This is a genomic window from Flavonifractor sp. An91 (assembly GCF_002159225.1).
Classification (GTDB): Bacteria; Bacillota; Clostridia; order Oscillospirales; family Oscillospiraceae; genus Flavonifractor; species Flavonifractor avicola.
Map to the genome: position 1 here is coordinate 128445 of NZ_NFHA01000005.1, position 22419 is coordinate 150863.

Genomic DNA, 22419 nt, shown 5'->3' on the forward strand with positions numbered 1-22419 from the left:
AAAGAAGGTGTTGCCATGATTCTGGAAGTGTGCTGCGGCTCGGCAGAGGATGTGCTGATTGCCGCACAGGCCGGCGCCGACCGGGTGGAGCTGAATTCCGCTCTGTTTCTGGGGGGACTGACTCCCTCCATCGGGGCCATGACAGTGGCCCGGCAGGTGTCCATCCCCATTATGGCCATGGTGCGGCCCCGGGAGGGGGGCTTCTGCTACAGCGAGATGGAATTTGCCGCCATGCTGGCCGATGCCCGCGCCCTGCTGGCGGCAGGGGCGGACGGCATCGTATTCGGCTGCCTCCACCCCGACGGCAGGGTGGACAAGGCCCGGTGCGCCGCCATGCTGGAGGTCATCGGAGAGAAGGAGAGCGTGTTCAGCCGGGCCATCGATGTGGTGCCCGACTGGCGGGAGGCTCTGGATGTGCTGATAGAGCTGGGGGTGACTCGGGTGCTCACCAGCGGTCAGGCCAGTTCCGCCCCGGCGGGGGCGGATACCATCCGGGCCATGGAGGAGTATGCCGCCGGACGCATCCAGATTCTGCCCGGCTGCGGGGTGAAACCGGACAACGCCGCCGCCTTGCTGGCGGCCACCGGCTGCCATCAGCTCCACGGCTCCTTCAAGACCAGCCGGACCGACATCTCTGCCACCCACAACCCGGCGGTGTCCTTCTCCGGCGGGGTATGTCCCCCGGAGGAGCAGGTGCCGGTCACCGACGCCGCCGCCGTCCGGGCGGCCCTCCGTGCCTTGGGTAAATAAAAAAGAGGTGTGCCCCATGTCTGTGGGGCACACCTCTTAGCTCATGCGGGAGAAGTGTTCAATGGCCTTGGCAAATTCAGCGATGGTGCGGTCGGCGTCGCCGTGCTCGATGCCGTTCCGGACACAGTGGTTGAGATGACCCTCCAGCACCACCTGACCCACCTTGTGCAGGGCGCCTTTAGCGGCGTTGATTTGCATGAGCATCTCCTCACAGGGTACGTCCTCGTCCACCATCCGGTCAATGGCGTTGAGCTGGCCGATGATCTTCTTCAAGCGGCGGTGCAGATTGTCAGCGTCCATACACTGTCTCATGGGCGCTCCCCCTTTCTGTGATGAAAAGGGCTGCTGCGTCCGGCAGCAGCCCTTGACTGGATTCAGCTACGTTCCTCAAAACTGGCGCCGCAGTTGCGGCAGTTGACGGTGATCTTTCCTTTGCCCCGGGGCACCCGCAGATACTGCCCGCAGTTGGGGCATTTGAAATAGCGGTGATCTTTGTCCCGGTGGATGGTGCGCCGCATTTTGAACCAGCGGATGAACGGCCCGAACAGGGCCAGAAACCGGGCGTTTTCCGCCCGACGGCGGTCAATGCGGCGGGAGAACATCCGAAACAGGTTCCACAGCAGCACGGCCAGTGCCAGCCAGGAGATCCATGCCATATGGGGCAGTGCCGATATAAAAATCAGCACCACATACAGGAAAAGCAGGAAAAAGGAGAGGTGATCGCTGCCATACCGTCCGTACATCAATTTTCGCAAAAAATTCATGAGCATGAAATACGGTCGTCTCCTTTGACGTAAGAATTGGGTGCACTTTTGATGTCTATATGATAGCGCCTGCGGCTTTTTTCGTCAAGGATACAACCGTAAACATTTCATGAACGATGGACCGGCGGAGAAGGCGGTACTTGCGGTTTGGAGAAAAAACCGCTATACTGACGGTATCAAATGAGAAGTGACACAAAGGAGGGTCCCCATGGGCCGCATCGACAAGGAAAATTACTATCTGGACATCGCCCAGACTGTGGCCGAGCGGGCCACCTGCCTGCGCCGCTGCTACGGCGCGATCCTGGTAAAGAGCGACGAGATCATTGCCACCGGCTACAACGGGGCTCCCCGGGGCCGGAAAAACTGCGTGGATCTGAACTACTGTACCCGGGAGGCCCTGAATATTCCCTCCGGGGAGCGGTATGAACTATGCCGCTCGGTCCATGCCGAGGCCAACGCCATCATCTCCGCCGCCCGCAGCGAGACCATCGGGGCCACCCTGTACATGGCCTGTGTGGACCCCGCCACCGGGGAGCTGATCCCCAACTCCACCTCCTGCTCCATGTGCCGGCGGCTCATCATCAACGCGGGTATCCAGCGGGTGGTCATCCGTAACACCAAGACCGACTATTCCGTGGTCCATGTGGAGGACTGGGTCCGGGAGGACGACTCCCTGCCCCAGACCTGAGACGGAAAGGGGAATATGGACAGGCAAAGGGCCTGCTGCAATGGTGCAGCAGGCCCTTTTTAACGGAACAGACGGTCAGCTCTCTTCTTCCGGCGGCTCCACAGTCATGTAAATGTAGGAGGAGCTGTAGTCGTTGTAGTCCTCCTGGCTCTCCGTATAGTAGCCGATGAACAGGCCCTCTTCATCATAATAGGACCGGCAGTTCTCGTAGTAGGAGTTTTCCCGGAAGAGGGCGATAAAGTCCTCCCTGAGGGTGTGCTCTTCCCCCAGGTTGGGGGACAGGAAGGGAACATCCGCCGAACGGAGGGCCTGGTTCAGGCGGGCCAGATCTGCCTTTGCCTGAGCGATGTTGTCCTCCTTGGAGGCATTGACGTCGATGTCCAGGGAGTAGGTAATTTCCTCCACCACGCCGTCGTTGTTCACCGTGGCGGACAGGTAGGACTGGGTGTCGTTGTCCTCATGTTCCAGGTAACCCGTTACGCGGTACCCGTAATCCTTGTAATACTCCATGGGGTCGTCGGCATATGCGCGGTCACAGGAGGCTTCAAAAATCTGCTCCAGCTTCTCCAGTATCACCGCCGCCCGGGCCGCCCCCTCCCGGCTCTCCCGGACTGCCTGCACATAGTACGGCGTCGCCACGGCTAGCTGCAGGACCAGCGGAACCAGGATGATGACCGCCACCCGCAGCTTGACGGAGGGCAGCTTCATGCCCAGAGCTTCTGCAATGCGCTTGGCGCTTTTCCGGATCTCAAACAGGATGCTCACAATGGCGTGCAGTCCGATGAGTCCGCCCACGGCAGTGCTGATGTCGCCCGCAGTCTTCACTCTGTCGTCGTCGGAGCGGGACATGAGCCGCCCGGCGGCGATGGCGGTGTTGGCGGCCAGTACCTCCGCCGAGCGGTCGGTGTAGGATAGATAGGTGTGGGCCTTTTCCTGAATGACCTCCCACTTTTTTCTTCTGACTCCCCATATGACGCTGACACCCTGAAATAAAAACAGGACCATATAGATCAGAAGAATGGCAATTGCCACATAGGCTACCTCCATGCTGGAACCGGACAGGTGAAACACCACGCTTCGGATCATGTCCAGAAAGATCCAGATGAACATGGACAGCAGGCCTGTACACAGATAGGCCGCCGCCGTCACAGGACGGGTATAGTACTTCTTGATGGTGCGGATCTCTTTTTCCGTCATAAGTTCACATCCTCGTTTCGGCGGGGGAGGCGTGTTTGACGAAACGGACGGTGAGGGTCTCTCCGTCTACCGAGAAGCCTACCTCCACCCCGCCGAAGGCCATACCGTACACCCGGTCGGGGTCGTGCTGGTAGGAGGGTCGGGGGTCCCGGGACAGCACCCCGATGAGCGCCTCCCGCTTGTCCTCCGGTACCTGGGAGAGCAATTCCGGGGGGAACTCCACCTCCAGCACCTTGCCCCCCACGTTGCCGGTAAAGCCCCCCAGCGCCTCCGGATGGGCATCGGCGTAGGGCAGATAGGGCTTGATGTCCAGGATGGGGGTGCCGTCCATCAGGTCGGCCCCTGATACCACCAGCACGGTACCCAGTTTGGGGTCCTTCTGGATGGACTCCAGTTTCACGCAGGACAGGCCGATGGCGTTGGGCCGGAAGGGGGAGCGGGTGGCAAATACCCCCATACGGGTGTTGCCCCCCAGCCGGGGAGGCCGCACCGTGGGGGACCACTTGTCCCGCACCGCCTCAGAAAACTGCCAGATGAGCCAGATGTGGGAGAACTCCTCCAGTCCCCGCAGGGCGTCCGGGTTGCGGTATTCAGGCTCAAAGACGATGGTGGCCTTCAACTCCCCCACCAGCCCGCTCTGCCGGGGGATGCCGAACTTGGTGGGGAAGTCGCTGCGGATATGGGCAATGATGTGCATGGGGATCATTTGCTTCCCTCCTGTGCCTTCTTCAGGGCGGCGGCCACCGGCCGGGACGGGGTGGTCCTATTGTTGCGGGCCAGGATGGCGGCGATCTGCCCGCCTACCTGCTCCAACTCCGCCTTGAAGGTGGTGGCGGACAAACGCAGGGCCCCGTGGCCCAGAATGATGAGCTGCTCGGCCCCGTCGGAGGTGGCCACCTTGACCTGGTGGTGTCTGCCGATCTCATAGGTGGCCCGCTCGATATAAGTGTCCGCCGTCTCCGCCTCTTTGGTATACACAACGTAAATATTATGGTATTTGAATACATCCTGTACATTGCGGGGCACCTTGTAGGCGTCAAATACCAGGATGACCACGCATTTTTTGAAGCCCTGATAGTTGCTCAGCAGATCCATCAGCAGCTGCCGGGCGGCGTCCAGATTGGTCTGGGCCACCGATTTCAGCTCCTCCCAGGCGAAAATGATGTTGTAGCCGTCCACCAGCAGGTACTCCGGGCCTTTGTTTTGGGTCTGGACATTGTACTTCCGCTGGTCCAGGCTGGTACGGGCGGGCTTGGGCTGGGGCCGGAAGGAGTTGCGCTCCACCTTACCGTAGGTGCGCTCATAGATGGCCAATAATTCCTTGTCCTGCTCCAGGGACAGGCCGGAGTTGGAGCTGCTCCGCCGTACGGGAGCGGAGGAAGTCTCAGGCTCCTGGGGTGCGTCCAGGGACAGGCCGCTGTCCACATGGGCCATCTCCTTCACCTGGTCCCACTTCACGTTGTACCCTGCCCCGTGGGCGCAGAACACCGAGCCGGTGGGGTTATCCACATCCCGCTCCGGGTCGTAGCCCAGCTCCTCCACCACAGTTTGCTGGTCATGGCAGGGGTAGTAGCCCTTCAGGGTGCAGCTCAGCCGCCCCATGCCTCTGGTGTAGGTGGCCACCTCGCTGCCATAGTCCCGCAAACCCGCCACCGGGGCGGAGCCGGTGAGGACGGTCAGCTCCCCCGCCGTCTCCGGGGGCTGGCAGTCGCCCCCCATCCGCTGGAGGTCGCTCATAGCCCGGCCCACCTGGGGGGCGGGTACCTCCAGACGGAAGGAATACCAGGGCTCCAGCAGAATGTTTTCCGCCTCCATCAGTCCCTGGCGCACCGCCCGGTAGGTGGCCTGCCGGAAGTCGCCGCCCTCGGTGTGCTTCAGGTGGGCCCGGCCTGCCAGCAGGGTAATCTTTACATCGGTGAGGGGGGAGCCGGTGAGCACGCCGGGGTGGGCCCGCTCGGCCAGGTGGGTGAGGATCAGCCGCTGCCAGTTGCCGTCCAGCACGTCCTCCGGGCAGGCGGTATCCAGCACCACACCGCCCCCCCGCTCCCCGGGTTCCATCAGCAGATGGACCTCAGCGTAGTGGCGGAGAGGCTCGTAGTGACCCACGCCGATAACAGGCGCGGCGATGGTCTCCCGGTACACGATGCCCCCCTGACCGAAGGTCACTTCCATATGAAAGCGCTCTGCGATGAGCCGCTGTAAAATCTCCAGTTGGACCTGGCCCATGAGCTGGATGTGGATTTCCTTTAACCGTTCGCTCCACACCAGATGGAGCTGGGGGTCCTCCTCCTCCAGCTGGCGCAGCTTCTGCATGGCGGTGACCGGGTCCTGGCCCTCGGGCAGGATCACCTGATAGGTGAGTACCGGCTCCAGAGCGGGGGGCGCACCCTCAGCCTCAAAGCCCAGGCCCTGCCCGGCGGCGGCGGAGCCCAGACCGGTGACCGCCACCACGGACCCCGCCGGGGCCGTGTCCACCGGCTGGAATTTCAGGCCGGAGTATACCCGCAGCTGGTCGGCCTTGTCGCTCCAGCCGGGGCCGTCCAGCACCGTCTTTACCTTCAGGCTGCCGCCGGTGATCTTCATCCAGGCCAGCCGGTTGTTCTGAGTGTCCCGGGAGATCTTGAAGATGCGGGCGCCGAACTCCTCGCCGTACACTGGCCGGGGGGCATATTGCTCCAGGCCCCGGAGGAAGTCCTCCACCCCCTCCAGCTTCAGGGCGGAGCCGAACCAGCAGGGGAAGAGCTTCCGCTGGGCGATGAGGGCGGTGAGGGCAGCGTCGGCAATGCTCCCCGTCTCCAGATAGTCCTCCAGCAGGGACTCGTCGCACAGAGCGGCCTGCTCACAGAGAGCCTCTTTGTCCCCCATATCCACGCAGCCCTCATCCAGCTTGCCCTTCAGCTCCCCCAGCAGAGCGGCCCTGTCCGCCCCTGCCAGGTCCATCTTGTTCACAAAGAGGAAGGTGGGTACCCCGTATCGCTCCAGCAGCTTCCACAGGGTATGGGTGTGACCCTGGACCCCGTCGGCTCCGCTGACCACCAAAATGGCGCAGTCCAGCACCGACAGGGTGCGCTCCATCTCGGAGGAGAAGTCCACGTGGCCGGGGGTGTCCAGCAGGGTGACCTCCAGATGCTCCAGAGGAAGCACCGCCTGCTTGGAGAAGATGGTGATGCCCCGCTCCTTCTCCATAGGGTCGGTGTCCAGAAAGGCATCCCCGTGGTCCACCCGGCCCAGCTTCTTCAATTTTCCGCAGGTGTAGAGCAACCCCTCGCTGAGGGTGGTCTTGCCTGCGTCCACATGGGCCAGAATGCCCACGACTAATTTTTCCATAGCTGCCGTCCTTTGCGGTATGATAGGATAGTATATCATGTCCGGGGGAACGGGGCAAATAAAAAGGGCCCCGAAGGGCCCTTTTGGGAAGTTGGAATCAGCCTTTGGCGCCGTCGCCCATATAGGAGCTGTACAGCGGAGTGGGCAGGCCGAAGCCGCCGGCCACAGGCAGGATCTCGCCGGTGATGAAGGCGGCCCGGTCGCTGGCCAGGAAGGCCACGGCGTCGGCAATGTCCTCGGGACGGCCGGGACGGTTGAGGGGGACGTTTTTCAGGAACAGGTCCAGAAAGGCCTGAGACATATTGTTCAGGGCCGCGTCGGTGGCGGTGAAGCCGGGAAGTACCGCGTTGCACCGCACCCCCTGCCGGGCGTACTGCACGGCGATGTCCTTGGTGAGGAAGTGGATGGCGGCCTTGCTGACGCCGTAGGCGGTGCGGCTCAGGTCGGGATAGAGGCCGCCCACCGAGCCGATGTTGATGATGGCACCGCCGCCATTCTTGGCCATGACGGGCACCGCCGCCTTGCTGGGCAGGTACACGCTCTTCAGGTTGGTGTTGACGATGCGGAAGAAGTCGTCGGTATCGCCGGTTACCACGTCCAGGTCAGTCTTGACGTCGGTGGCGCCGAAGTTGTTGACCAGAATGTCCAGCCGGCCCTCCTTCTTGGCCACCTCGTCCACCATGCCGGAGTAACTCTCCTCGTTGGCGGCGTCAAAGTAGACCACCCCGGCCCGCCCACCGGCGGCGATGATCTCGTCGGCGATCTGCTGACCGGCGTCCATACGGCGCACGCCCAGATAGACGGTGGCGCCCTGGGCGGCCAGAGCCTTGGCGCAGGCCAGGCCGATGCCGCGGGTGGAGGAGGAGACCAGTGCGACCTTTTGTTCCAGTTCTTTCATGATGGTAATTCTCCTTTTTAAACCATATGGTATGATTAAGATACTATGATAATAGCACTATCCGCCGTTGGGCGCAAGCATTATTTTTTGGAGCGGATGCAACAAAAGTGCCCCCTCAGGGATGTTAGGGGCGAAAGGGGGGAGGGCAATGGCAGAGGAAACCGGCCTGCGGCAGGTGGTGGAGACCTACGGGAACATGGTGTACCGCCTGGCGCTGGCCCAGACCCACAGCGGCCATGACGCCGACGACGTCTTTCAGGAGGTCTTTCTCCGCTATCTCCGTTCCGCGCCGGACTTTCGGGAGGAGGAGCACCGGAAGGCCTGGCTGCTGCGGGTGACAGTGAACTGCTGTAAGAAATTCCACACCTCCTTCTGGAGGCGGCATACCACGGCCCTGTCTGAGACCATCCCCGCCCGGACGGAGGAGGAGGGGGAGCTGCTCCAGCTGATAGAGGGCCTGCCGGAGAAGTACCGGGCGGTGCTCCACCTCTACTACTACGAGGGCTACGCCACCGGGGAGATCGCGGCCATCCTGGGCCGCAGTCCCAACACCGTCCGCAGTCAGCTGGCCCGAGGCAGGGCCTTGCTGCACGACGCATGGAAAGGAGCGGAAGAGCTATGACGGAAGAGAACTATCGGGCGCTGTTTGACCGGGCGTCCCCCAGCCGGGATCTGGTGGAGGATACCCTGGCGGCGGCGGAGCGGCCCCGGCGGAAGAGCATCCCCGCCAAGCGGCTGGCGGCCGCCCTGGTGTGTCTGGCCCTGGTGCTGGGGGTGGGCAACTATCAGGCCCTGGCGGCGGGGGTCCAAAAGATCATCCGGTTCTTTGCCGGTACCGGGGCGTCGGAGACCCCCGTCATGGTGGTGGAGGAGGCCGACCAGTGGACTGAGGGGGATTGGCTGTGCCAGCTGGACGGGGTGAGCCAGGGGGAGTGGCTGCTGCTGGAACTCTACCTGGTGAGCCCGGAGTTGGAAGAGCATCAGCTGGCCACCCGGAAGCTCCAGGTCTACGCCGGGGACACCCCCCTGGAACAGGGGTGTCTGGTCTACTCCGAGTGGCTGCCCTACAACGGCTTTGCTCCCCAGGGCCAGGCGTGGGTGTCCCTCTCTGGCCTGGACTGTGGGCCGGAGGTGGCCTGGCGGGAGGATGGTTACCAGTCCCGGGTCCACATGGCCTTCCTCTATCGGCTGCCGGAGGAAACGCCCCGGGAGGTGACCTATGAGCTGCTGGACCTGGAGGCGGGCGGGTCCCGCACCGGATTGCTGGAACTCACCTCGGCGGAGACCCTGGCTGCCCACACGGACAGCCGGACCTTTGAGGAGGGCACGGTTACTGCCCTGGTCAGCCAGGATGGACGGCAGCTGTCGGTATACGCCCACCAGGAGGAGAACGACGACGGCCTGCTGCTGACGGGGGCTGCTCTCTTCCACCATCAGGTCACCTTTATCGGGGCCTCCGGGGAGCGTTACCCCGACGCGGGAGAGGGCTTCCGCAGTTTCACTTCCGGCCATGTGAACGTCCAGCTGGCCTCTGCCCCCGACTGGGTGGAGGAACCCATTGTGGCGGTGGAGATCGGGGCGATCAGGCTGGTCTATGAGCATGATATCTGGTGGGACGGTCCGGGAGGAGGCATCGTCCGAACCCAGGATGACGTGGTCTATGGGGACCTGAACTGGGTCATTGATTTAACATAAACCAAACGGGCCTGCTGCAAGCGCAGCAGGCCCGTTTTTGATTTTATCGGTTCCCCGGCCGGTAGGGGGTGAGCAGCCAGCCGGTCATGGGAGGCAGCGCCACCTGCCCGGCAGGCAGCTCCATGCCGGTCATCCAGTCTTTGGCGGCCCAGGGCAGAGTGATGAGCTCGGGAGCTTTGCCGATGTTGACGGCGGTGAGCACCGGTTGGCCCTCCCCCTCCCGCAGGAAGGAGAGCAGCTTGCCCTCCGCCTTCCACCAGCGGATGCTTCCCCGCCGCAGGGCGGGCAGTTCCCTCCGGGCTTTGCCCAGGCTGGCGTACCAGCGGCGGAGCACGTCGTCCGCCATCTCCCAGCGGTAGGTCCGGCGGTTGAAGGGGTCCTCAAAGCCCTCAATACCCGCCTCGTCCCCGTAATAGATCATGGGGGAGCCGGGGAAGGAGAAGAGCACCAGGGCCCCCAGCATCAGCTTGGACCGGCCTAGCAGGTATTGCTCCGGGGTAAGGAAATAGGAGGAGCGCCAGTCCTTGTCGTGGTCCTGGCCGTCTCCGCCGTAACCCAGCAGGGTGAGGATGCGGGGGGTGTCATGGGTGCCCAGAAAGTTCATGGCGGAGTGGAAGGCAAAGGGGGGATAGTTCTCCCGGATGGCCTCCATGGTGTTCTTGAAGTGGACGGCGTCGCCCCCCATCAGATAGCCCAGCAGGCTGTTGCGGAAGGGGTAGTTCATCAGACCGTCACAGTGGCCTCCCAGAATGTGCTTGCGGCGGACGCCGTAGGCAATCTTGGTGGAGCCGTCCTCCCACACCTCGCCGATGACCACCGCCTCAGGGTTGGTTTCCCGGACGGCCTGGTGGATGCCGTGGACAAAGTCGTCGGGCAGCTCGTCAGCCACATCCAGACGCCATGCGTCCGCCCCCGCCCGCAGCCAGCGGCGGACGATGCTGTTTTCATCCCCGAAGATATAGTCCCGGTAGGAGGGCTCCCCCTCGTTGACGGCGGGCAGGGAGTAGATCCCCCACCAGGAGTCATATTTATCCGGCCAATGGGAGAAATGGTACCACTTGTAGTAGGGACTGTCCTGGGACTGGCAGGCTCCGTTTTCCGGATAGGAGCCGTCCCCGTTAAAATAGCGGCTCACATAGCCCTGGTGGTTGAACACACCGTCCAGCATGATCTTCATGCCCAGCTTGTGGGCGGCGTCGCACAGGGCCTTGAAGTCCTCCTCGGTGCCCAGCATGGGGTCGATCTTCTCATAGTCGCCGGTGCCGTAGCGGTGGTTTTCCGGCGCTTCAAAGATGGGGCAGAAGTAGATGGTCTCCACACCCAGGTCGTGGAGGTAGGGGAGCTTTTCCATAACGCCCTTCAGGTTGCCTCCGAAGAAGTCCCGGTTGCGGACCTCGCCGTTCTGGTCGGGCCGGTACTCCGGCTCCTCCCGCCAGCTGGTGTGGACGGTGCGGCCCCCGGGCATCCCGGTGGGATCGGGCACTCTGGTGCGGCGGAACCGGTCGGGGAAGATCTGGTAGGTGACCCCCTCCCCAAACCAGCCGGGCACCTGGTCGGTGCCGTCGTACACTGTCAGCTGATAGGGGCCCAGCTCCTCCTGGCGGCCGTCCAGCCCTTCCAGGCGGAAGGAGTACCAGATCAGCCCCACATGGTCCCCGGTGTCCAGGATGACCTTGAGCACGTCCCGGTCCCCGTCAATGCCGTCCCAGGCCATGGGCAGCTCCAGCCGCCGCTCCTGAGAGGACTCAAAGTAGGCGATGAGCACCGCCTGGGAGAAGCCCTCCGTCCGGAGGGGGCGCAGGGTGAGGGATACCTGAGTGCCCGAGGGCACCGCGCCATAGGGCTGTTTATACCGGCTGTCCCGGCTGTCAAAGGTCATTGCATCCAGCAAAGAAAAGACTCCCTTCAGCGGATCAAGGTATTTTCTGTCCCAATGGATTCCATGGTATGCTCGCTGCCGAAGTAATAGTTCACGATCTCACCGGCGGCGCTGGCCAGGTTGGCACCGGAGGCGCCGCCCTCCACCACCATGGAGATGACGATCTCCGGATCGTCATAGGGGGCGAAGAGGACAAACACGGCGTTGGCGTTTTCATCGGCGGACACCTGGGCGGAACCGGTCTTGGCACCCACTTCCACCGCCAGATTGCTCAGGTACTGGTCCACGGTGCTCTCCTCGTCGTTGGCCACCTCCCACATACCCTTCTTCACCGCCTCCACATAGGCGGGGTCCAGGTCCAGGGTTTCCACAGGCTGAGCCTCATACTCATACACTGTCTCGGAGAAGTCGCTGGATTTCACCGTCTTGAGCAGGTGGGTCTGGTAGCGGTTGCCGCCGTTGACCAGGGTGGCAATGTAGTTGGACAGCTGAAGCATGGTGATCTTGGTGTTGTCCTGACCGATGGCGGCGGACAGCAGGTTGCCGCCGTACCACTCCTGGCCCAGCATGGCGCTGGTTTCCGGGCCGGCTACATAGCCTTCCGCCTCGCTCAGTTCCAGGCCGGTTTTCTGGCCCAGGCCGAACATGGCGGCGTACTCGTCGATCTTATCAATGCCCAGCCGGTGGCCCAGGGTGTAGAAATAGATGTTGCAGGAGTCCCGCAGGGCGTCGGCCATATTTTCCCAGCCGTGGGTGCCCCGGTATTGACGGTAGATCCAGCACTGCGGATGGTAGTCGCCGTAGGGATAGTGCTCCTCCTCGGGCAGCTGGAGCGCACCGGTGTCCTGGATTTCCTCGGTGGGGGTCACCAGCCCCTCCTCTAGGGCGGCAATGGCCACCAGAGGTTTGAAGGTGGAACCGGGATAGTAGATCTCGCTGGTGGCCCGGTTGACAAAGGGGTTGCGGGGATCGTCGGACACCGCTTTATAGGCCTCGGTGCTGCTGTATACGGTGGACAGGTCGTAGGTGGGGTAGGAGGCCATGGCCAGAATGCCGCCGTCGTTGACGCTCTGCACGATGATGGCGCCCTTCTCCTTGGTGTCGGCCAGACTCTCGATGGTGTTGGCCAGCACCTCCTCCACCTTCTCCTGGAGCCGCAGGTCCAGGGTGGTCATGACATGGTTGCCCGGCTCGGGTTCCATAGCCTCGCCGGTCTCATCGTCCACCATCCAGCTCTCGCTGACCACCTTGCCGCTGGTGTTCATCTCCTGGATCAGGGTGCCCGACTTGCCCCGGAGGTAGTCCTCAAAGGCGGCCTCCATGCCGTCGATGCCCACTTTATCATTCATATTATAGCCCTTGGCCTTGTAGGTCTCCCAGTTTGCGCTCTGAATGGAGCCCACCCGGCCCAGAAGATGGGCGGCGCTGGTGGTGTTGTACTGCCGGACGGTGGTGGCGGAGATATTCACGCCGGTGAGACTCCGCTCTTTCACGGCTGAGATCACGTCGATATCCACATCCTGGGCAAAGATATACTCGGTCTGCTTCACGTTCTGGCTGCGGAGATTGAGCTCGTACAGCACGCCGATGAGGGCACGGGCGTCGGCGTCGGAGAGAGACTCGTCAATAAGGAAGTACTGCCGCAGGCCGTCGATGACCTCTTCCGCCGTGGGGCCCTCTCCCAGGTCAGCCACGCTGGAGGCGGCGGCCAGGTCGTCGCTGTCCCAGCGGTTGGGCAGGATCTTGTCCCCCAGGGGCAGGGCGTTCAGCAGAGATCCCAGGTAGCTGAATTTGACCTTTCCCTCGCTGTTGGTGTACACCAGGGCGTTTTCGTCGGTGTAGGTAAAGGGGGCGTCCTTGGAGATGGGCAGGGTATCGGTCCATTCCAGATCATTTTCCCGGCAGATGGTGATCAGCTCCATCAAATTGGCGTTGCGCTCCGCCTCCGCCCCCATGAGGGAGGAGTTGAGGGTGATCTCATAGGTGGCACGGTTGCCCACCAGAGAACGGCCGTACCGGTCCAGGAGCTCTCCCCGGGCGGCCTCCACGGTCACCGTGTTGGCGATCTTTACCGTGGAAGCGGCCCGGTATTCATCGCCCTTAACGATTTGCAGATTGTAAAGGACCATGACAAAGCCAATCAACAGCAATGCCAGAAGGATGGAAATAATCAGGGTACGGATGTTGAATTGCTTGCCTTCCACGAGTTCAGGTCTCCTTCCGGGGTCAGGGGCGAATGCGAACGGTCGTTTTGTGGTAGAAGTTGGCCACCGCCTGGTTGACCCAGATGGCGGGGTCTTCCTTCAGGTCGCCGTTGAAGAGCAGATCATTCAGGTTAGCCGGCACGTCCAACGGCTTCAGTACCACATCGGTAACGGTGGGGTCCTCCAGCAGAGGCAGGCGGTCCACCTGCTGCTGCCAGTAGTATTCTGCCGAGCCGTCGGCCAGGGCGGCGGCGGTCCGGCCGGCGGTGCTCATGTCGTAGTAGTGGTAGTAAACAGTGGTAAAGGCCAGCAGGGCCAGCAGCACCGGCACGGCCACCCAGGCCCGGCGCAGCACCTTCTCCCCACCGGCCAGCCGGGGCAGCACTGCCCGGCGAATCCAGCCCAGCCAGTACCACAGGTTGGCGGTCACCAGCCAGAAGAAAGAATAAAACACAATGCTCCGCAGCCGCTCCGGTCCGGCCTCCCCCAGAGCGTAGAAGTGGGGGGCGTTCTGGGCGGCGAAGAGGAGAAAGGTAAAGACCGAAAAGACCACAGGCAGGGGGAAGGTGAACTTCACCTTGCTTGTGAGGGCCCACAGCAGGGGGATCATCAGCAGGAACACCAGCAGAATGGGCCAGCTGAACCACTCCAGCACATCGGCCCATGCTTGTTCAATGGAGCGGCACACCGCGTCCACCGCCCCGATGGGGGGCGCCACGGTGGCCTGCCGGACCTGGTTGCCGGGGGCGACCACGCTGATCAGGAAGCCAGCCACCAGCACCGCCGTGGGAATCAGGGCGGGAAGGAACTTTTTCCGGTCCTTCCACAGAAACCACAGCAGGAACAGTCCGCACAGCAGGGTGCCCAGCAGCGCGGAGACATAGTTGCTTCCGCCCACCATCAGGGCGGCCAGCACGCCGGGAATCACCGCCCACAGGAGCTGCCGCCGGGTGGCGGCCAGCTTGAGGGCCACCATCCGCTCCATCAGCAGCAGGAAAATACCGTAGGTAAAGGTATAGTATACCGCCCCGTTCCACCAGTAGAAGGTATCCTTGGGAGAGACCACGAACTGGATGGAGAGCAGCAGGATGGGGACGGCCAGAAAGACGCTCTGCCGCCAGGTGCCGCCCAGAGCCCGGCGGGCCAGGGTGTCCGCCAGCTTGAAGGTGCCGATGCACAGGGAGGCCAGCATGACCACCGGGGTGAGCCAGTAGAGGAAGGGCGAAAAGGTGAGGGGGGTCAGGGTCATCATACCAATGGCGGAGAAAGTACCCTGCCACCCCGTATAGCATCTCAGGATATAGTTCCAGCTGCCCACCAGGGGGAATTCCCCCTTGAGGATGGACTCATGGGGAAACAGGGCGTAGCTGTAGTCGTCGGCGGAGGGCCAGTCGTACCGGCCCAGCAGCAGGATGGGGATCAGGCTGATCGCCAGCAGAGCCAGCAGCAGCCAGGGCCCGTATTTTTTCCAGGCCGAATGGATACCTTGCATCGTTATTCTCTCTTTTCCTATAGAACGGTTTTCTTGGGGACCCGGTGAAACACCCACAGGAAGAGAGCGTATACCGGAAATACAAATACCATGGACCAGGCGATCTCCCGCCCGGCCAGGGACAGCATGGCGGGCAGAGTGGCTGTGCCCGCCAGCAGCCGGGAGAGGATGCGCACAGCGTCGATACACACCAGGGCCAGCAGGGAGCACAGCAGACAGCCCAGCAGGTTCTGCCGCAGCACATACTGGGCCAGCGCCCCGGCGCCGAAGCCCAGCAAACACAGGCCCAGAGTCATGGCGCCGTCGGGGTTGAAATAGACCGCGTCGCACAGAATGCCCACGCCCAGGCCAAACCCGGCACCGGCCACGGTACCCTCCAGCACCGCCACTGCGATGGCGGCCAGAGGCAGCAGCATGGGGGCCACCCCAAACAGGGGAAAGCGGTTGAGGATATAGACCTCACAAAACCACACCGGCAGCAGGGCAAGGGCATATACGCCCCACTTGATGAAAAAATCCTGTCTGGTCACAGGGTACGTTCCTCCTTCAGGGTCTACTCCACAATGGTAAAGTCCTTGATGACAAAGACCTGCTGGAGGTTGCCCAAGTCAGTCTCGGGGACGATGACGGCATAGTCGGTCATACCGGAGGCGTCGGTGCGTACCTCCTCCACATGGCCGGCCACCAGCCCGGAGGGATAGACGCCGCCCCGGCCCGAGGTGGTCACCAGGTCGCCCGACATGAGCTGGCTGTTCTCCGGCAGGTAGGTCAGCTTCAGCTTGCCCTCGCCCATGAGGGCCAGGTCGCCCTCCAGAATGGCGGCGCCGCCGGTACGGACCAGCTGACCGCCCATCTCGGTGTTGGCGTCAATGAGGGTGCGGACGGTACACCAGTTCTCGCCCACCTCGGCCACGATACCCACCAGATTCCAGTATTCGTCCACCACGCAGTCATCCACTTCGATCCCCTGAGCAGAACCTTTACTCAGGGTGAGGGTGGACTCCCAGTTGGAGGTGGAGCGGGCGGTGACCATGGCGGCCTCCTTGGTGAACTCTTTACCCTTGGGGGTGAGCTCCAGCAGGTTGTACAGCCGCTCGTTCTCCTGGATGGCGGCCTCCGCCTCCCGGATCTTGGCCTGCAGTTCGGCGTTCTCCTTCTTCAGATCCGCCAGCTCGGTCTTCATCTGCTCCAGCTCAAAGGCGTCGGAATAGCGCTCCTCCGCCCAGTTGGTGACGGCGCTGATGCCGTTGCGGACCGGGGTGGTGATGAAATTGACAAAGTTGGCCACCGGGTTGGCCTTGCCTCCCAGCAGCATGGAGACTACCGTCGTCACCAGTGCCAGCAGGATGGCGGCGATCAATATCAAAAGTCCGTTACGCCGGAAAAAGTCCTTCACGCCTGCATCCAGCCTTTCTTACCGTGCTGCGGCCAGGGCCATACAGTCCATGCCCAGCTGTCCCAGGATCTGACCCAGACGACACACCGGCAGACCCATCACATTATAATAGTCGCCGCTGATGCCCTCAATGAACAGGGCCCCGTAGCCCTGGATGCCGTAGGCCCCCGCCTTGTCCATGGGCTCGCCGGTGGCGATATAGGCCTCGATCTCCTCAGCGGTCAGGGAGCGGAAGGTGACGGCGGTCTCCTCCCACTGGCTGAACACTTGCTCTCCCCGCAGTACGGTGAGGCCGGTGTATACCTGGTGCCGGTTGCCCGACAGCAGGGAGAGCATCCGGAAGGCCTCCTCTTTGTCGGCAGGCTTGCCCAGCACTACCCCGTCCAGGGCCACTACCGTGTCGGCGGCAATGACCACCGTGTTGGGGTCGGCCTGGGCGGCCACCGCCTGGGCCTTTTCCAGGGAGATCTGCCGCACCAGCTCCGCCGGAGGCAGGTCCCGGTCCATATGCTCGTCAATGTCGGGGGTGACGATGCGGAAATCCCGCACCCCCATCTGCTCCAGCAGCGCCCGTCTCCGGGGGCTTTTGGAGGCCAGAATGATATCCATGCGATTTTCGTTCCTTTCCATTATTGCCCGGTGGACCCAAAGCCGCCGGTCCCCCGGTCGGTCTCATCCAGCTCGGCCATCAGCTCCAGCTGGGGCAGTACCACCGGGGTCACCACCAGCTGGGCGATCCGGTCGCCGGGGTGGATGGTGTAGGGCTCCTCAGACAGATTGGTGAGCCCCACCATGATCTCACCCCGGTAGTCGCTGTCAATGACACCCACCCCGTTGGACAGGGAGATGCCGTGCTTGATGCCCAGCCCCGAGCGGGCGAACACCAGAGCCACATACTCCGGCCCCGGCAGAGCGATGGCAATGCCGGTGGGGATCTTCACCAGCTGCCGGGGTGCGATGATGATATCTTCCTCGATGCAGGCAGACAGGTCCATACCGGCGGAGCCGGCGGTGGCCCGGCTGGGCCAGGGCAGGTCCCGGCCGATTCTGGGGGACACCGCTTTGATTTTCAGCTTCATCTATGGTTACTCCACATCTCGATAATAAAGACCACGGGTGTACTCGTTGGGGCTCCAGCTGCCCTGCTCCAGATAGCGCCGGGTCACCTGGACGCACTCGTCAGGGGTTTCGGTGGTGAACAGCAGCCGCTGGGCCCAAAGGCCGATGCGGCGGTAGTCGGCGGCCTTGTCCGCCAGGAAGAGCTTCTGGGAGTTGAGCAGCTCGTTGCGGCAGCCGGGGGCCTTCACCACCGGGAACTTGGCGCCCTTCCGGTCGGTCAGAATGTTGGTGCCCTGGCAGCCCTGCTTGCAGCCGCCGGTGCGGTTTTGAATGATGCAGTTCTCCATAATCATCAGAGGCAGCCGGCCGTAGGTGATCAGTTCCGTGTCCAGGCTCTTGGAAATGTCCCGGATCTGGGGCAGCTTCAGCTCGAAGGACAGGGTAAGGGACTCAAAGCCCAGACGTTTATATTCTTTCACAGCCTGGGCGTTATAGACCTCCAGACCGAAATCTCCCCGCAGGGTGAAGCCCAGTTCCTTAGCCACCTGAATCATGCCCAGGTTGCCCACCAGGGCATCTTTTACCCCCAGGTCCTTCACCTTTTTCAGATTCTCCACCATCTGGGGGAACTCCCGATCCCAGGCAATACGGGGCAGGATTACCCCGATAGAGGTGCCCGCCGGGGCGTTGGCTTTCTCCGGATGGGCGGCCAGTTCCTCCAGGGGGATATACACCATGGCGGGGCCCAGGTCCAGCAGCTCCTGGGTGACCTGATCCGCGGAGCGCACCGAAATGGTGAGAGCAGGGGTCTCCCGCCGGTTCTCATACCGGGCGCCGGGGTGGTATTCGCCGGTGCGGCGCTGGGGCAGCTGTTCCCGCTGCTTTGTGAGACCGTCCAGGGCATCCCGCCGCAGGGCATTGAGGGTGGACAGGGGGAGGGACAGACCGTCCTCCACCAGCACCCGCATCCGCTCCGCCCGGTAGGGGGTACCACCGGTGCGGGCAAGCTGCTTCTCCACCGCGTCTGCCGTCAGGGGACGGGTGCGGGCCTCCTCGGGTACAGGACCCTCCACTGTGGATACCCGGCCCTCGGGGTCCTTCACGCCCACATGGGCAGGCTCGCCGGGGCGGAGCATGGCATAGAAGGTGACGGGCACCCGCTGGGCCTCGCCGCTCTGGTAGGTGTTGCGGGCGGCGGCGAAGAGCTCCTTGGGCTCGCGGGTCTCCTCCCGTACGCCAAACATATGGCTCCCCTGCTGGTCCAGGTAGTAGCCCTGGGTGAAGCCCTGACGGGAGAAGGCCGCCTGAAGCTGCTCCATCTCCTGGGGGGTGGGCTCCCGGTCCTCATGGATGGCCCGGGAGAAGATGCCGGTGACCACCGCCACATACTCAGGCCGCTTCATCCGGCCCTCCAGCTTGACGCATTTTACCCCCATCTTCCGCAGCTGGCGCAGGTAGCCCGCCAGGGACAGGTCCTTCAGGGACAGGGGGTAGGAGTCCGCCCTACCCTCCCAGCCGTATTTCAGTCGGCAGGGCTGGGCGCACAGGCCCCGGTTGCCGGAACGGCCCCCAATGACGGAGGAGAGGAAGCACTGGCCCGAGTAGCACATACACAGGGCTCCGTGGGCAAATACCTCGATCTCAATGGGGGAGTGCTGGCAGATATATTCGATCTGGTCCCGGGACAGCTCCCGGGAGAGCACCGCACGGGTCATGCCCAGATCGGCCACCATTTTGACGCCGTCCAGATTGTGGACGGTCATCTGGGTGGAGGCGTGGATGGGCAGATCGGGAGCCACCTGGCGGACCATCCGCAGTACGCCCATGTCCTGCACCAGCACCGCGTCGGCTCCCAGGGTGCTGGCCTCCACGGCAAAGTCGGCGGCCTGAGGCAGCTCCCGGTCGGTGAGCAGGGTGTTCAGGGTCAGATACACCTTGGTTCCCCGCACATGGCAATAAGAAACCGCCGCCGCAAATTCCTCCCGGGAGAAATTCTTCGCGTTGCGGCGGGCATTAAAATCTCCGTATCCCAAATAGACGGCGTCCGCGCCGTTCTGTACAGCCGCCGCCACGGCCTCCATGGACCCGGCGGGGGCGAGCAGTTCCAACATACGATCCCTCCCGGAGCAGGGGGGCAGGACGCCCCCCATTTCCTTACTTCTTATTCTGCAGCTTGAAGATCTCCCGTTTCGCCTCAGAGAGCTCCATCTTCAGCTTGGTGGCTTCCTCCAGATATTCCTTCAGCTGGCGGCGCAGGTTCTCCGCCGCCTCCACCTCTTTAAAATATTCGTCGGCAATGTTCACCGCCGCCAGGACGGCACCGTCCACCAGAGAGACGCGGGCGCCCTCCATGACCTCCCGCACCTTTTCGTCCACGTGGGCTGCCACCTTCTCGGTATAGCCGGCGTCCTCGGTGCCAACCAGGGTGTACTCCTGCCCGGCGATGGTAACGGCGACGCGGTTTTTCATGCAAACCCCTCCTGACCATAATAATTTACAGTATTATATCACATCCAGCCCTGGAAGAAAAACAAATTCTTCGTGAATTTTCGAGGGCGCGCAAAAGGCCCGTGGGCGGAATGATTCATTCCGCCCACGGGCCTTAGCGCTTTATCCTTTGAACTGCACCGCAGAGATCTGGATGTCCACTGTACCGCCCGCGCCGCTGGCGGGGGAGATGTCCACGCCGAAGCGTGGCTGGTTATCCCCGCCGCTCTCCAGCGCCTCAAAAGTGCGGGTGACGGTGGCTCCGGCGGGAATCTGAGTTTCCAGCATATCCCGCCCGTTTTCTTGCAGGTAACCGGCCTGGAACAGCAGGGGCTGGGTACCATTGTTGGTGACGGTGACGCTGAGATAGCGGCCATTGGCGCCTATAAAAGAGATATCTCGTTCAAAATCGCTGCCCGAGCGGTATTCGGTATCCTCCAGCACATGGATGCCCATTTCCTGCTCCACAGGCTCCACCTCGCCGAAGGGGCCTACCTGCTCCCCCGCCCGGTCCAGCGGCAGCTTGTCCCAATCCTGCTCCATTCCGCCCACCACGATGACCGAGCCGCTCTGTTTGCTCTTGCTGCTGTTCATCAGACCGCTGGCCCAAATCCCCAGGGCCAGGATCCCCACGGCCACCAGCCCCAACACCACCGGCAGAAGGTGCCGCCGGCCTTTGTGGGCCTGTACCGGCTCCGGCTCTTCCGTCAATGCCGCCGGTTCCGGAATCTCTTCCGGGACCTCCGCTCCTCCCACACCGTATACCAGCTCATCCAGCGACACCTGGTACAGCTTGCCCATCTGGATCAGGTTATCCAGGGTGGGCATCCCCGTTCCGGTCTCCCACCGGGAGATGGCCTGCCGGGATACGTTCAGCCGCTCCGCCGCCTCGGCTTGGGAAAGCCCCCTGGCCTTCCGGGCTTGGGCCAGTCTTTCTGTCAAATCCATGTTTTTTCACCTCAACAGCGCAGCGTATGCAGGAGTTAGTACCTCTCATTCTACTGTTCTTTTCCCTATTCCGCAACCCGCCTGAATCTGGTAAGATTCGGGACGTTACCCGTTGAACTGTACCGCGGAGATCTGAATATCCACCGTTCCGCCATCTCCGCTGCCGGTGGAGATGTCTACGCCGAAGCGGGGTTGAATGGCTGCATTGCTCTCCAGCGCCTCAAAGGTGCGGGTGACGGTGGCCCCGGCGGGGATCTGGGTGGCGAGCATATCCCGCCCCGTGGCATACAGGTGCCCGGCCTGGAACAGCAGGGGCTGGGTACCGTTGTTGGTTACGGTGATGCTGACATAGCGGCCATTTCCGCCCACAAAGGGGATGTCCCGGCTAAAATCGCTGCCCGAGCGGAACTGAGTCTCCTCCAGCAGCATGATGCCGCCTTTCCGGGCGTCGGGCTGGACCTCGGCAAAGGGCCCTGCGGTCTTTCCCGCCTGATGCAGCGGAAGGGAATCCCACGCGGACGCCCCGGTACCCGGTTCCACCGTAATGCCGCCCCCATCGCCCCGGCCCAGCACGACGGTCATTTCGGCCCCGTCCCAGGTGATGGGTACGTCCAGCAGATCGGCGATGGTCCGCAGGGGCAGATAGGTGGTGCCGCCCCCTGCCTCGTCGGTGTAGACGATGCTGGAGGGGACGGACTGCCCGCTCTCTGTGTTCACGCTGTCGCCCGCCGCGAAGATGGCCTTACCATTCAACTGGAGTCCCACGGGGCTGAACTGCACCAGGCCGGAGGCGGCCAGGGCGGTGGTGACGCAGCCCATGGTCAGGACCGTGGCCAGGACGCCGCTTAAAAACGGAATGACAGGACGTTTCTTGTTCATATAATACCCTCCTAACTTTTTGCGTTGATGTTCCTTCCTGCGGCGCAGGCTCCATCGCCTCCACCGCGCCAACATCGTAGTGCAAGGGCTGTTATTTGTAAACCATTTTCCCGTTGCAGCGGGGGCAACGGAGCGTTGCTCCCACATTTTGTGCGGTTTTTCAAGGGAAAACAGATTGTCTGCTGAGGAAATGCAAATAAAAATCCCATGAGCGGAATCCATGGATTCCGCTCATGGGATCGAATAGATTGAGGTCAGAAGCGCAAGACCCGGCACAGCCGAAGGACCATGATCAGGTCAAACAGCAGAAAGAGAGCGCCGGAAATGCGGGTGGAAATGAGAAAGAGGTGGGTGGGTTCCGCCGACTTGATCCAGGGACTGCGGCTGATCCGCCAGAGCTCCCACATTGCGCCCGGACAGATCAGGCTGACCAGACCGGCCAGCGCAAGGACGATTACAACCAGCCATTCAAACACGCCCATCCTAGATTACCTCCCTCATAACCGGGCCCCGCAGTGGGGGCAAATACCTTCTGCGCCCACATCCCGCTCCCGAAGCCGCCCGCCGCAGCGGGGGCAGCGGCAGAAGCGCCAGGCAATCAGAACCATCAGCAGGATCACCACGCCCAGCAGGAGGAACACCGCCCAAAGGGGCAGCAGATCCTTCAGGAACAGGACCAGCAGCCCAGCCGCGGCCAGAATCCGCAGGCAGGTCCAGCCCACCCGGCAGAGGGGGGCTTTTTGTCCGGGGGAGGGC

At 62.6% G+C, this 22419-nt stretch carries 23 protein-coding genes; 4 read left to right on the plus strand and 19 right to left on the minus strand.

Features of this window, described 5'->3' with window-relative positions:
• Nucleotides 1-15: 15 nt before the first annotated feature.
• The gene (locus B5G42_RS05115) at nucleotides 16-750 is read left to right on the plus strand and encodes a copper homeostasis protein CutC (protein WP_087267394.1); all 735 of its coding nucleotides are present in this window, start codon (nucleotides 16-18) and stop codon (nucleotides 748-750) included.
• Nucleotides 751-786: 36 nt separating this feature from the next.
• Here B5G42_RS05115 and B5G42_RS05120 read toward each other — a convergent pair whose 3' ends face one another.
• Together B5G42_RS05120 and B5G42_RS05125 are read right to left on the minus strand one after the other, a co-directional pair.
• Nucleotides 787-1062 carry a metal-sensing transcriptional repressor gene (locus B5G42_RS05120; RefSeq protein ID WP_087267397.1) on the minus strand — a complete coding sequence of 92 codons (276 nt, stop codon included), beginning with the start codon at nucleotides 1060-1062 and terminating at the stop codon, nucleotides 787-789.
• Nucleotides 1063-1124: 62 nt separating this feature from the next.
• Entirely contained in the window at nucleotides 1125-1514 is a 390-nt protein-coding gene (locus B5G42_RS05125; protein ID WP_242961136.1) for a hypothetical protein, read from the minus strand.
• 208 nt (nucleotides 1515-1722) lie between these two features.
• Here B5G42_RS05125 and B5G42_RS05130 point away from each other — a divergent pair, with 208 nt between their 5' ends.
• The gene (locus B5G42_RS05130; protein ID WP_087188412.1) at nucleotides 1723-2202 is read left to right on the plus strand and encodes a deoxycytidylate deaminase; all 480 of its coding nucleotides are present in this window, start codon (nucleotides 1723-1725) and stop codon (nucleotides 2200-2202) included.
• Nucleotides 2203-2277: 75 nt separating this feature from the next.
• Here the strand turns inward: B5G42_RS05130 and B5G42_RS05135 are convergent, their stop codons facing one another.
• The 4 genes from B5G42_RS05135 to B5G42_RS05150 all read right to left on the minus strand — a co-directional run bounded on the left by B5G42_RS05135 (nucleotide 2278) and on the right by B5G42_RS05150 (nucleotide 7624).
• Nucleotides 2278-3399, minus strand: a complete 1122-nt coding sequence (locus tag B5G42_RS05135) for a hypothetical protein (RefSeq protein ID WP_087267400.1) — start codon at nucleotides 3397-3399, stop codon at nucleotides 2278-2280.
• Nucleotides 3400-3403: 4 nt separating this feature from the next.
• A complete protein-coding gene (tsaA, locus tag B5G42_RS05140; RefSeq protein WP_087267403.1) occupies nucleotides 3404-4105 on the minus strand; it encodes a tRNA (N6-threonylcarbamoyladenosine(37)-N6)-methyltransferase TrmO in 702 nt (233 codons plus the stop codon).
• Entirely contained in the window at nucleotides 4102-6726 is a 2625-nt protein-coding gene (locus B5G42_RS05145) for a translation factor GTPase family protein (protein WP_087267406.1), read from the minus strand. The genes tsaA and B5G42_RS05145 overlap by 4 nt, the downstream gene beginning before the upstream one ends.
• 97 nt (nucleotides 6727-6823) lie before the next feature.
• The gene (locus B5G42_RS05150) at nucleotides 6824-7624 is read right to left on the minus strand and encodes a 7alpha-hydroxysteroid dehydrogenase (protein ID WP_087267408.1); all 801 of its coding nucleotides are present in this window, start codon (nucleotides 7622-7624) and stop codon (nucleotides 6824-6826) included.
• Nucleotides 7625-7772: 148 nt separating this feature from the next.
• On the opposite strand from B5G42_RS05150, the gene B5G42_RS05155 reads away from it, so the two are divergent.
• Together B5G42_RS05155 and B5G42_RS05160 are read left to right on the plus strand one after the other, a co-directional pair.
• The gene (locus B5G42_RS05155) at nucleotides 7773-8246 is read left to right on the plus strand and encodes an RNA polymerase sigma factor (protein ID WP_087267410.1); all 474 of its coding nucleotides are present in this window, start codon (nucleotides 7773-7775) and stop codon (nucleotides 8244-8246) included.
• Nucleotides 8243-9319: a hypothetical protein gene (locus B5G42_RS05160; protein ID WP_087267413.1), complete on the plus strand. Its 1077-nt coding sequence runs from the start codon at nucleotides 8243-8245 to the stop codon at nucleotides 9317-9319. The genes B5G42_RS05155 and B5G42_RS05160 overlap by 4 nt, the downstream gene beginning before the upstream one ends.
• Nucleotides 9320-9362: 43 nt before the next feature.
• Here the strand turns inward: B5G42_RS05160 and B5G42_RS05165 are convergent, their stop codons facing one another.
• The 13 genes from B5G42_RS05165 to B5G42_RS18080 form a co-directional block, all read right to left on the minus strand.
• Nucleotides 9363-11210 (minus strand): glycoside hydrolase family 13 protein, encoded by a 1848-nt coding sequence (locus B5G42_RS05165; protein ID WP_087267416.1) that lies wholly within the window; start codon nucleotides 11208-11210, stop codon nucleotides 9363-9365.
• A gap of 14 nt (nucleotides 11211-11224) precedes the next feature.
• Complete coding sequence (locus B5G42_RS05170; protein ID WP_087267419.1) at nucleotides 11225-13402, minus strand: penicillin-binding transpeptidase domain-containing protein; 2178 nt, start codon at nucleotides 13400-13402, stop codon at nucleotides 11225-11227.
• A 22-nt stretch (nucleotides 13403-13424) separates the two neighbouring features.
• Nucleotides 13425-14894, minus strand: a complete 1470-nt coding sequence (locus tag B5G42_RS05175) for a DUF6056 family protein (protein ID WP_087267422.1) — start codon at nucleotides 14892-14894, stop codon at nucleotides 13425-13427.
• Nucleotides 14895-14911: 17 nt separating this feature from the next.
• Nucleotides 14912-15424 carry a rod shape-determining protein MreD gene (mreD, locus tag B5G42_RS05180; protein WP_087267425.1) on the minus strand — a complete coding sequence of 171 codons (513 nt, stop codon included), beginning with the start codon at nucleotides 15422-15424 and terminating at the stop codon, nucleotides 14912-14914.
• 23 nt (nucleotides 15425-15447) lie between these two features.
• Nucleotides 15448-16260 (minus strand): rod shape-determining protein MreC, encoded by an 813-nt coding sequence (mreC, locus tag B5G42_RS05185; protein WP_242961137.1) that lies wholly within the window; start codon nucleotides 16258-16260, stop codon nucleotides 15448-15450.
• A 48-nt stretch (nucleotides 16261-16308) separates the two neighbouring features.
• Nucleotides 16309-16899, minus strand: coding sequence for a Maf family protein (locus tag B5G42_RS05190; RefSeq protein WP_087267431.1), 591 nt, complete (start codon nucleotides 16897-16899; stop codon nucleotides 16309-16311).
• Nucleotides 16900-16919: 20 nt separating this feature from the next.
• Nucleotides 16920-17369, minus strand: coding sequence for a dUTP diphosphatase (gene dut / locus B5G42_RS05195; protein WP_087267434.1), 450 nt, complete (start codon nucleotides 17367-17369; stop codon nucleotides 16920-16922).
• Nucleotides 17370-17375: 6 nt separating this feature from the next.
• On the minus strand, nucleotides 17376-19460 hold the full coding sequence (locus B5G42_RS05200) for a U32 family peptidase (protein WP_087267437.1): 2085 nt from the start codon (nucleotides 19458-19460) through the stop codon (nucleotides 17376-17378).
• A gap of 43 nt (nucleotides 19461-19503) precedes the next feature.
• A complete protein-coding gene (locus B5G42_RS05205; protein ID WP_087188397.1) occupies nucleotides 19504-19818 on the minus strand; it encodes a cell division protein ZapA in 315 nt (104 codons plus the stop codon).
• 141 nt (nucleotides 19819-19959) lie between these two features.
• A complete protein-coding gene (locus B5G42_RS05210; RefSeq protein ID WP_087267440.1) occupies nucleotides 19960-20784 on the minus strand; it encodes a helix-turn-helix domain-containing protein in 825 nt (274 codons plus the stop codon).
• A 105-nt stretch (nucleotides 20785-20889) separates the two neighbouring features.
• Nucleotides 20890-21663 (minus strand): hypothetical protein, encoded by a 774-nt coding sequence (locus B5G42_RS05215; protein ID WP_087267444.1) that lies wholly within the window; start codon nucleotides 21661-21663, stop codon nucleotides 20890-20892.
• 254 nt (nucleotides 21664-21917) lie between these two features.
• The gene (locus tag B5G42_RS05220) at nucleotides 21918-22145 is read right to left on the minus strand and encodes a DUF6199 family natural product biosynthesis protein (protein ID WP_087188394.1); all 228 of its coding nucleotides are present in this window, start codon (nucleotides 22143-22145) and stop codon (nucleotides 21918-21920) included.
• A 15-nt stretch (nucleotides 22146-22160) separates the two neighbouring features.
• The coding region (locus tag B5G42_RS18080) for a hypothetical protein (protein ID WP_204247479.1) at nucleotides 22161-22419 on the minus strand (259 nt) is incomplete at its 5' end.

What these genes read in the sequence shown, in the direction of transcription:
- B5G42_RS05115 (WP_087267394.1), top strand. Translation starts at nt 16, where the DNA reads ATGATTCTGGAAGTGTGCTGCGGCTCGGCAGAGGATGTGCTGATTGCC.
- B5G42_RS05120 (WP_087267397.1), bottom strand. Translation starts at nt 1,062, where the DNA reads ATGAGACAGTGTATGGACGCTGACAATCTGCACCGCCGCTTGAAGAAG.
- B5G42_RS05125 (WP_242961136.1), bottom strand. Translation starts at nt 1,514, where the DNA reads ATGAATTTTTTGCGAAAATTGATGTACGGACGGTATGGCAGCGATCAC.
- B5G42_RS05130 (WP_087188412.1), top strand. Translation starts at nt 1,723, where the DNA reads ATGGGCCGCATCGACAAGGAAAATTACTATCTGGACATCGCCCAGACT.
- B5G42_RS05135 (WP_087267400.1), bottom strand. Translation starts at nt 3,399, where the DNA reads ATGACGGAAAAAGAGATCCGCACCATCAAGAAGTACTATACCCGTCCT.
- tsaA (WP_087267403.1), bottom strand. Translation starts at nt 4,105, where the DNA reads ATGATCCCCATGCACATCATTGCCCATATCCGCAGCGACTTCCCCACC.
- B5G42_RS05145 (WP_087267406.1), bottom strand. Translation starts at nt 6,726, where the DNA reads ATGGAAAAATTAGTCGTGGGCATTCTGGCCCATGTGGACGCAGGCAAG.
- B5G42_RS05150 (WP_087267408.1), bottom strand. Translation starts at nt 7,624, where the DNA reads ATGAAAGAACTGGAACAAAAGGTCGCACTGGTCTCCTCCTCCACCCGC.
- B5G42_RS05155 (WP_087267410.1), top strand. Translation starts at nt 7,773, where the DNA reads ATGGCAGAGGAAACCGGCCTGCGGCAGGTGGTGGAGACCTACGGGAAC.
- B5G42_RS05160 (WP_087267413.1), top strand. Translation starts at nt 8,243, where the DNA reads ATGACGGAAGAGAACTATCGGGCGCTGTTTGACCGGGCGTCCCCCAGC.
- B5G42_RS05175 (WP_087267422.1), bottom strand. Translation starts at nt 14,894, where the DNA reads ATGCAAGGTATCCATTCGGCCTGGAAAAAATACGGGCCCTGGCTGCTG.
- B5G42_RS05190 (WP_087267431.1), bottom strand. Translation starts at nt 16,899, where the DNA reads ATGGATATCATTCTGGCCTCCAAAAGCCCCCGGAGACGGGCGCTGCTG.
- dut (WP_087267434.1), bottom strand. Translation starts at nt 17,369, where the DNA reads ATGAAGCTGAAAATCAAAGCGGTGTCCCCCAGAATCGGCCGGGACCTG.
- B5G42_RS05200 (WP_087267437.1), bottom strand. Translation starts at nt 19,460, where the DNA reads ATGTTGGAACTGCTCGCCCCCGCCGGGTCCATGGAGGCCGTGGCGGCG.
- B5G42_RS05205 (WP_087188397.1), bottom strand. Translation starts at nt 19,818, where the DNA reads ATGAAAAACCGCGTCGCCGTTACCATCGCCGGGCAGGAGTACACCCTG.
- B5G42_RS05210 (WP_087267440.1), bottom strand. Translation starts at nt 20,784, where the DNA reads ATGGATTTGACAGAAAGACTGGCCCAAGCCCGGAAGGCCAGGGGGCTT.
- B5G42_RS05215 (WP_087267444.1), bottom strand. Translation starts at nt 21,663, where the DNA reads ATGAACAAGAAACGTCCTGTCATTCCGTTTTTAAGCGGCGTCCTGGCC.
- B5G42_RS05220 (WP_087188394.1), bottom strand. Translation starts at nt 22,145, where the DNA reads ATGGGCGTGTTTGAATGGCTGGTTGTAATCGTCCTTGCGCTGGCCGGT.